The sequence below is a fragment of the Exiguobacterium sp. s59 genome, assembly GCF_018617475.1.
Taxonomy (GTDB): Bacteria; Bacillota; Bacilli; order Exiguobacteriales; family Exiguobacteriaceae; genus Exiguobacterium; species Exiguobacterium aestuarii.
On record NZ_JACSKG010000009.1, the window covers coordinates 47,362 to 53,486 of the forward strand.

5 protein-coding genes are annotated in these 6,125 nt (G+C 47.2%); all 5 read right to left on the minus strand.

Translation table 11 applies throughout. From position 1 onward, the window contains the following. Nucleotides 1-76: 76 nt before the first annotated feature. The 5 genes from radA to KNO91_RS14585 are packed head-to-tail and all read right to left on the minus strand — an operon-like array spanning nt 77 to nt 5,930. Complete coding sequence (radA, locus tag KNO91_RS14565) at nt 77-1,453, minus strand: DNA repair protein RadA (protein WP_214818618.1); 1,377 nt, start codon at nt 1,451-1,453, stop codon at nt 77-79. A gap of 57 nt (nt 1,454-1,510) precedes the next feature. Further along, a complete protein-coding gene (clpC, locus tag KNO91_RS14570) occupies nt 1,511-3,946 on the minus strand; it encodes an ATP-dependent Clp protease ATP-binding subunit (protein ID WP_214791038.1) in 2,436 nt (811 codons plus the stop codon). 24 nt (nt 3,947-3,970) lie between these two features. Next, a complete protein-coding gene (locus KNO91_RS14575; protein WP_214796626.1) occupies nt 3,971-5,014 on the minus strand; it encodes a protein arginine kinase in 1,044 nt (347 codons plus the stop codon). Next, complete coding sequence (locus KNO91_RS14580; RefSeq protein WP_214796624.1) at nt 5,014-5,448, minus strand: UvrB/UvrC motif-containing protein; 435 nt, start codon at nt 5,446-5,448, stop codon at nt 5,014-5,016. The genes KNO91_RS14575 and KNO91_RS14580 overlap by 1 nt, the downstream gene beginning before the upstream one ends. A 5-nt stretch (nt 5,449-5,453) precedes the next feature. Beyond that, nucleotides 5,454-5,930 (minus strand): CtsR family transcriptional regulator, encoded by a 477-nt coding sequence (locus KNO91_RS14585; RefSeq protein ID WP_214791026.1) that lies wholly within the window; start codon nt 5,928-5,930, stop codon nt 5,454-5,456. Nucleotides 5,931-6,125: the final 195 nt, after the last annotated feature.

Consider the following 6,125-nt stretch of genomic DNA (forward strand, 5'->3'; position numbering starts at 1 on the left):
AATAACACTTACATTGTAACATGATTTTTTCAATCACGTTCGTTACAAAGCGTTAAAAACTGCCATTGGCGACCCGTTAAAACGGGATCGCCAACTGCAATGCTTCGTCTACCGTTCCGACGCCGACCACTTCAATTCCTGCCGGTGCCGTCCATCCACCCATGTTGTTTTTCGGAATGATGGCACGTGTGAATCCTAGTTTTGCGGCTTCAGCGACACGTTGTTCAATTCGCGATACGCGTCGCACTTCTCCGGTCAACCCGACTTCACCGATGCAGACATCCGTCGGACGAGTCGGGCGATCGCGGAAACTCGAGGCAATCGAGACACAAATCGCGAGGTCAATCGCAGGCTCATCTAACTTGACGCCACCCGCTGCTTTCAAATAGGCATCTTGCGTCTGAAGCAACAAGCCTGAACGTTTCTCAAGGACAGCCATCAGAAGCGCGACCCGGTTATGGTCGATCCCCGTCGCCATACGTCTCGGATTCCCGAATGATGTCGGGGAGATGAGAGCCTGTAGTTCAACGAGTACCGTCCTTGTCCCTTCCATCGAAGCGACGACCGTAGACCCCGACACACCGGCGGTTCGTTCTTCTAGGAAGATTTCGGACGGGTTGAGCACTTCTTCTAGCCCACTCTCTTTCATCTCGAAAATTCCAATCTCGTTCGTTGAACCAAAACGGTTTTTCACTGCTCGTAAAATACGGAATGTATGATGACGCTCCCCTTCAAAGTAAAGTACCGCATCAACCATGTGCTCGAGTAGCCGTGGTCCCGCAATCGATCCTTGTTTCGTCACGTGACCGACGATGAAGACAGCAATCCCTCGCGTCTTCGCAATCTTCATGAGTGCTGCCGTACATTCTCGAACTTGCGACACACTTCCTGGCGCAGATTGAATCTCATCCATATATACCGTCTGAATCGAGTCGATGATGACGAATCCTGGTTGTTCCTCATCGATGACCCGTTCAATCATCAACATATCTGTCTCAGCGAGCACAAACAAGTCTTCGGTCGGTAACCCGAGACGCTCCGCCCGCAGTTTCGTCTGTTTGAGTGATTCCTCACCTGAGATATACAGTACTTTCTTACCGCTGTGGGCTAAATGTGCACTGACTTGTAGTAGAATCGTCGACTTCCCGATTCCTGGGTCACCCCCGACTAAGACAAGGGAACCCGGAACAATCCCTCCACCGAGCACCCGGTCAAACTCACGACTATTTGTGTGCACACGCGTCTCTTCTTGCGAGACGACGTTCGCTAGTCGCTCCGGCTTCAATTGTCGGGATGAACTGTGCACAAAAGCTGCACCCCGTTTCGCTTTCTTCTCCTCGACAAACTCCTCGACGAGCGTATTCCATTCATTACAACCTGGACAGCGCCCCATCCATTTGGCTGATTCATATCCACACGATTGGCAGACGTATTTCGTTTTAATTTTGGCCATAAGTTTCCTTCCTGTCTAAAAAAAGCTCCCTCATGAACGACGAGGGAGCTAAATGATTTACTGAACCACACCTTCGTTACGAACGACAAACTCTCCATCTTGTACGTCGAGCGCAACTTTACTACCTTTGGCAATGGTACCGCCAAGCATTGCTTCTGAGAGGCGATCTTCCACCTCTCGTTGAAGGGCACGACGGAGAGGGCGAGCCCCGTATTCCGGATCGTAGCCGACTTCGGCAATCTTGTCGAGCGCCGCATCCGTCAAGCTGAAATCAACACCTTGTTCGGCGAGACGTTTTTTAAGTGTCTCTGCCATAAGTTTAATGATTTCTTGAATGTGCTCTTTTTGAAGTGAATGGAAGACCGTGATTTCGTCAATCCGGTTCAAGAACTCAGGTCGGAACGCCTTTTTCAATTCCTCGAGTACTTTATCCTTCATTTCTGTATACTCACGTTTCACATCATCTTCGACTGTGAATCCAACATACTTATTACGTTGAAGCGCTGCGGCCCCGACGTTTGATGTCATGATGATGACCGTGTTTCGGAAGTCGACCGTGCGGCCTTTCGAGTCCGTCAAACGACCATCATCAAGCACTTGAAGTAAAATATTGAACACTTCAGGGTGCGCTTTTTCAATCTCATCGAGAAGAATGACCGAGTATGGTTTCCGGCGTACTTTCTCTGTTAACTGACCGCCTTCTTCGTAACCGACATATCCAGGAGGCGAACCAACGAGACGGCTCGTCGCATGTTTCTCCATGTACTCCGACATGTCAATTCGAATAATCGCGTCCTCATCACCAAACATCGCTTCTGCAACCGCACGAGCGAGTTCGGTTTTCCCGACTCCAGTAGGTCCGAGGAAGATGAATGAACCGATTGGACGTTTTGGATCTTTCAAGCCGGCACGAGCCCGACGGATGGCGCGAGAGATCGACTTCACGGCATCGTCTTGACCGATGACACGGTTGTGAAGAATTGATTCGAGTTTTAGGAGACGGTCTGTCTCTTCTTCCGCAATCTTCGTGACCGGTACACCTGTCCAGTTTGCGACAACTTGAGCGATATCTTCTTTCGTCACTTCAAGCTTTTCATTGCCTTGCTTGTTCTGCCACTCCGTTTTTAGCTCTTCCAACTCATCACGTAACTTCTGTTCCGTGTCACGGAGAGATGCTGCTTTTTCAAACTCTTGGCTTTGAACAGCTGAGTCTTTTTCTTTACGAATCGACTCGAGACGCGACTCCAATTCTTTTAAGTTCGGTGGCGCGGTGAATGAGCGAAGTCGTACTTTTGATGCTGCCTCATCAACGAGATCAATCGCTTTATCTGGCAAGAAACGATCTGAGATATAACGGTCAGACAGAACGACTGCCTCATGAATCGCTGTGTCCGTGATGGTTACACGGTGGTGGGCCTCATAGCGATCACGTAAACCGAAAAGAATTTGCTCAGCTTCTTCTGTTGTCGGCTCATTTACCTGAATCGGTTGGAAGCGTCGTTCAAGCGCAGCATCTTTCTCGATATATTTCCGGTACTCATCGAGCGTTGTCGCTCCAATACATTGAAGCTCACCACGGGCCAATGAAGGTTTAAGGATGTTCGACGCATCAATCGCACCTTCTGCGCCACCCGCACCAATCAATGTGTGCAACTCATCGATGAAGAGAATAACATTTCCAGCCTGACGAATTTCGTCCATGACCTTCTTCAAACGATCTTCGAATTCGCCACGATATTTTGTCCCCGCTACGAGTGTACCCATGTCGAGTACCATCACTCGTTTATTGCGAAGTGTTTCAGGTACTTCGTTGTTGATGATTTGTTGGGCGAGGCCTTCAACTACAGCTGTTTTCCCGACACCTGGTTCCCCAATAAGAACCGGGTTGTTTTTCGTACGACGAGATAAGACTTCAATGACACGTTGAATCTCACCTGCTCGTCCGATGACCGGGTCTAATCGGGACTCACGTGCTTGTTGCGTCAAGTCGCGTGCCAATCCATCAAGTGTTGGGGTTGCAGCGCTCGCGCCTGGTTGCGAGGCGTTTGAAGAAGACTCCGTGTTACCGAGAAGCTGCAATACTTGTTGACGAGCTTTCGTTAAGCTGATTCCAAGGTTATTGAGGACGCGTGCCGCGACACCTTCGCCTTCACGAATCAATCCAAGAAGAATGTGTTCCGTTCCAACGTATGAATGTCCTAATTTTCGTGCCTCATCCATCGAGAGTTCAATGACCTTTTTCGCACGTGGTGTGTAATGAATTGTTGATCCATTCTCAGAACCGCGCCCGATTAATGATTCTACTTCTTGTTGAATTTTTTCAGAAGTCAATCCGAGAGCGAAGAGCGCTTTTGCAGCGATTCCTTCTCCTTCACGAACCAATCCTAATAAAATATGTTCTGTACCAATATTATGATGGCCAAGACGTACTGCTTCCTCTTGTGCTAAAGCTAATACGCGCTGTGCTCGTTCTGTAAAACGTCCAAACATCATTGACAAAACCTCCTTATAGTTGGATCAAACTAAGCCTTGATCTAACGTTCGACGAACGAGGGTTGCTCGCTCTCGATCCCGTTCTTGTGTAGATAATGTTTTCCCGAAATGCTTTTGTAGAAAACCTGATTGTAGTCGAACGATGAGTTCATGGAACTTCGGTGGACTCCAATCAGATAAAATCCCTAGGTCACTCGCCAAATGTAAATCAGATAATCTTTCAATCGCCTCAGTAGAAGAAAGTAGTTTAGCATATCTTAAAATACCGTATGACCGATAAAATCGATCTTCTAATTCCTCCTGACGATTCGCAACGAGTTCCTCACGCGCATGGCGTTCTGCTTGAATCACTTGTTCTGTCACTTCCATGAAGTCGGCAAGTAATTGTGATTCATGACTTCCTAATGTCCGTTGATTCGACAATTGGAACAAGCGTCCGGCAGCATCGCTCCCTTCACCGTAACGACCTCGAATCGTATAACCGAGCTTTCGAAGCTCTCGCAAAATCGGACTAATCCGTCCCGTTAAGGTGAGTCCCGGCAAGTGTAACATGACCGAGGCCCTGAGTCCTGTTCCGATATTGCTTGGACATGTCGTCAAATATCCTAATTGCTCATCAAACGCGTAAGAGAGGGATTCTGCGCATAATGCGTCTACTTGCTTCGCTAACTCAAACGCTTCTTTCACTTGATATCCTGGAAGCAACGTTTGAATGCGTAGATGGTCTTCTTCATTAATCAACACGCTGATTGTCTCATCTTCACTTAAGAAGACCGCACTCTCTTCATTTGTTGCAACAGCCGGGCTAATCAAGTGTTTCTCCATCAATGCCTGTCGTGTTACTTCATCATAATCACGCATATGAAGATATTCAAATCCCTTTAACCCACGTAGACGCCCTTCGAGACGATCACAAAGTTGTCGTTCGCCTTCTTTAGAAAGTACGGGAGAGAATACCGTGTCTTTGACGTTACGTGCCAGTCGAATTCTCGTAGAAACGACCAAGTCATCGAGTTTGGCACGCTCTTTCATTTTTGGACCAAGTGGATGTGTTAGGAAAGTTTCCATTATACATCTCCCTGCCCTTCTAATTGCTTCATTTCTTTTTGAATCCGTGCTGCCCGTTCATAATCTTCTTGTTCGACAGCGCGGGTCAACTCCCCTGCCAACTTTTCGAGCCGTTCTTCAATCCGTTCATGAGGCGTGCGCAAATGGTCGGGGATCGATCCAATGTGATGATCGTGCCCTTGTTGATATTGACGAGTAATCTTGATCAACTCATCCCGAAATACGGTATAACATGTTGCGCATCCTGCTTTTCGTACACGCAATAAGTCTTGGCGTGTCATCTGGCAAGTCGGACACCGCTTCACGACCGGTACATAACCCGTCATGAGTTCTACCGTACATTGCCGACATAATCGTTTTTTTACGGGTACATCTTGTTCCATCACAACGACTTCATTGACAGCAGGTCGTTGTTTACAGCGTTCGCATAACATACGACTTATCCCCCATTACGATAACGAAGTACTTTCATCAGTGCGAGTAATTGTTGACGTCGAATAAAAAAGCGATCATCAACCTGTAAGTTTAACGCTTCATCTGATAAGAGATGATAGATCAACTGTGCTTCTTGCTCGTCCATCATTTGTTCTTCCACTAATCGAACGAGCACATTTTCAACGAGTTGTTCATTTAGGCGTGGGTGATTATGAATGACATCCATTAAACTTGAAAGAACGTCTTGTTTTTCGTGTAAAATGACGCGTCGGATTCGAATATACCCGCCACCGCCACGTTTACTTTCTACTAAATATCCTTTTTCGACGGTGAAACGTGTGTTGATGACATAATTGATTTGGGATGGAACACATTCGAATCGTTGCGCGATGTCTTGACGTTTAATCTCGATCGCATTTGCCTGACTTTCCTTCAACACTTGCTTCAAATACTGTTCAATGACATCCGAAATATTTCTCATCTCCACCACCCTCTGACCATCTTTGACTTTTGACTATATTTTATCATTGATTTAAAAAAAGGCAAACGAAAAGCGATGCCCTCTATAAAGAGCACCGCTAATCGATACAAAAAAACGACCGAGCGTTATGCTCGGTCGTCCTCTGCGTTGTTGCCTGGCAACGTCCTATCCTCACAGGGGGAGATCCCCCAACTA

Bases quoted from the DNA above. Each gene is read 5' to 3' on its own strand.
- radA (WP_214818618.1), bottom strand. From the start codon at position 1,453: ATGGCCAAAATTAAAACGAAATACGTCTGCCAATCGTGTGGATATGAA.
- clpC (WP_214791038.1), bottom strand. From the start codon at position 3,946: ATGATGTTTGGACGTTTTACAGAACGAGCACAGCGCGTATTAGCTTTA.
- KNO91_RS14575 (WP_214796626.1), bottom strand. From the start codon at position 5,014: ATGGAAACTTTCCTAACACATCCACTTGGTCCAAAAATGAAAGAGCGT.
- KNO91_RS14580 (WP_214796624.1), bottom strand. From the start codon at position 5,448: ATGTTATGCGAACGCTGTAAACAACGACCTGCTGTCAATGAAGTCGTT.
- KNO91_RS14585 (WP_214791026.1), bottom strand. From the start codon at position 5,930: ATGAGAAATATTTCGGATGTCATTGAACAGTATTTGAAGCAAGTGTTG.